This window comes from Anoxybacillus sp. J5B_2022 (assembly GCF_026847645.1).
In the GTDB taxonomy this organism is placed as follows: Bacteria; Bacillota; Bacilli; order Bacillales; family Anoxybacillaceae; genus Anoxybacteroides.
In genome coordinates, this window is the sequence record NZ_JAPSMC010000127.1 from 1 (window position 1) to 2,085 (window position 2,085).

Consider the following 2,085-nt stretch of genomic DNA (forward strand, 5'->3'; position numbering starts at 1 on the left):
TACTATATAAGTCCACTAATATAAGGTTAATCAAGTATAACACATGCTATGTTCAATTTCATTAGTCTAGGGGGTAAAATGATGAAATATTATGTGGTTGATGCATTTGCTGAAAAAGTGTTTGAGGGAAATCCCGCTGGGGTTTGTATTATGAAGGAATGGCTCCATGATGATATGATGCAAAAGATTGCTATTGAAAATAATCTTTCCGAAACGGCATTTGCAGTAAAAGGCGCGGAAAACTACAAACTTAGGTGGTTTACACCAGGAGGAGAAATTAACCTTTGTGGTCATGCAACATTAGCAACGGCTTTTGTCATTATGAACTATTTTGAAAAACAATTAGAAACGGTCCAATTCGAGACGATGAGTGGGGTACTTACTGTAAATCGAAGAGACGATTTGTATGAACTGGATTTCCCGACTGTTCCTTCAAAGGAGATACCTCTTACCGAACAAATGGTTGACGCTTTGGGAACCACGCCGATAGAAACTTATCTGAATAGAGATTTGCTATTTGTATTAGAATCAGAAGAAGCGGTAAAAAATATAAGTCCTAACTTTTCAAAACTAGAGCAGCTGCCAGAGGGTCTTGGAGTTATTGTTACTGCCAAAGGAAATGATTATGATTTTGTTTCAAGAGCGTTTTTCCCAAAGTTAAAAGTAAATGAGGATCCAGTATGTGGTTCTGCCCACTGCGGTTTAGTGCCATTTTGGGCAGAGAAACTAAAGAAACGTGAAATGGTAGCAAGGCAGTTATCCAATAGAGGAGGTACACTTTATTGTAGGTACGAGGACACACGAGTAAAAATGGCTGGAAAAGCAGCACTCTACTTAATAGGGGATATAAATATAGTGTGAGCTTTGTAGTGACACACCGTTGTTTTTAGTGAAATTCATTGACGAATAACAGGGGTGGAGAAAGATTGGCTCGTATTCATTATAGTTGGATTGTGTTATTCATCGCTTTTTTCTCGATTCTTATCGCTGGTATTGTTCGGTCTTCGTCAGGGGTGTTTATTGTGCCGTTCGAAACGGACTTTGGTTGGGAACGGTCGACGATTTCGTTTGCGTTTGCACTTAGCCTTTTTCTATATGGGATATCTGGTCCGTTTATGGCAGCGCTAGTAGAGGTCATCGGTCTAAAGAAAATGATGGGGTTGGCGATGGCAACGCTATTAGTGGGAGTGTCGTTTACTTTTTGGATGACAACATCGTGGCAGTTGATTTTGCTTTGGGGAGTAATTATTAGCTTAGGTTCTAGTTTGTTTTTAACTGTATTAAGCTCTCATGTAGTGAATCAATGGTTTGGCGAAAAAAGAGGGCTCGCGCTTGGCATTTTAACCGCAAGCACAGCGACAGGACAGTTAGTGTTGTTGCCTATATTGGCGATGCTTGTCGAAACATATTCGTGGAAATGGGCGATGGGACTCATTTTTCTCCTTGCTTTTCTTATGTTGATGGTCATTTTGTTTTTCATGAAAAACTCACCAAAAGAAATCGGGCTTCTTCCGTACGGATTAAAAGAGGATTGGAGCGGTAGCGAAACAAGCGAAAAGAAAAATCCGATTGCTATTGCGTTTCAAACGTTAGGAGAAGCGGTACGCGTAAAAGAGTTTTGGTTGCTTGCCGGAAGTTTTTTTATTTGTGGGCTTTCAAGTAGCGGTTTAATCGGCACCCATTTTATTTCCTACTGTATGGGGTTTGGGTTTACGGCGGTCACAGCCGCTTCGATGCTTTCGTTAATGGGCGTGTTTGATTTAGTCGGAACGACGCTTTCTGGCTGGCTGTCGGATCGGTTTGATAACCGCTGGTTGTTGTTTTGGTATTACGGGTTAAGAGGGCTTGCGCTCTTGCTTCTTCCGTTTGCGCTTTCGGAACGTTCTGTCGTGCTGCTTGTGATTTTTTCTATTTTTTATGGTTTGGACTGGATTGCGACCGTCCCCCAACGGTAAATATCTCAAGGCAAATTTTTGGAATCGAAAAAAGCGTCGTCGTCTACGGCTGGATTTTCGCTGCCCATCAATTAGGCTCTGCAGTAGCCGCAAGCGGTGCAGGGGTTATTTACCAAATGTTCGATTCTTA

1 protein-coding gene and 1 pseudogene are annotated in these 2,085 nt (G+C 41.6%); both read left to right on the top strand.

All coding sequences use genetic code 11. The annotated features are described in order from the left end of the window. Positions 1 to 81 precede the first annotated feature (81 nt). Positions 82 to 861, top strand: a complete 780-nt coding sequence (locus M4I42_RS16650; RefSeq protein WP_268853163.1) for a PhzF family phenazine biosynthesis protein — start codon at positions 82 to 84, stop codon at positions 859 to 861. Positions 862 to 926: 65 nt separating this feature from the next. After that, a pseudogene (locus M4I42_RS16655) lies at positions 927 to 2,085 on the top strand (MFS transporter); the annotation flags it as partial.